Source organism: Streptomyces sp. RP5T (assembly GCF_003933965.1).
GTDB lineage: Bacteria > Actinomycetota > Actinomycetes > Streptomycetales > Streptomycetaceae > Streptomyces.
Genome location: NZ_RSAJ01001320.1, coordinates 1 through 390, shown reverse-complemented (window position 1 = coordinate 390; position 390 = coordinate 1). Strand labels below are relative to the sequence as shown.

1 protein-coding gene is annotated in these 390 nt (G+C 71.5%); it reads right to left on the bottom strand.

Translation table 11 applies throughout. The features are described 5' to 3' along the window. A partial coding sequence (locus tag EHS43_RS46015) for an ATP-binding protein (RefSeq protein WP_260471052.1) occupies window positions 1-390 on the bottom strand: 390 nt, incomplete at both ends.

Sequence of the window (390 nt, the reverse complement as noted above, 5' to 3'; positions counted from 1 at the left end):
CCTTTGGGAAGAGCGCCCCTCGCACCGGAGCACGAGCAGTCGGGTTCCGGTGGCGGAGCGACGGGCGCGGTGACGTCGAGTTCGGCCCATACCGTCTTACGCGGGTACGGTCCCGGGGCGGTCCCCCAACGGTCGGCGAGGGCGTCGACGAGGGTGAGACCTCGGCCGGACTCGGCGTCGGGGGCGGCGACTTGGGGCTGCGGGAGGCGGTCACCCCGGGTGTCGGTGACTTCGATGCGGAGGGTGGCGCCGACGACGTAGAGGGTGAGTCGGAAGTCCCTCCCGGGGACACGACTGTGGGTGGCGGCGTTGGTGGCGAGCTCGGCCACGATGTGTACCGCCGCGTCCAAGGGGATTCCCCAGGACCGGAGTTGCTCAGTGGCGAGGCTG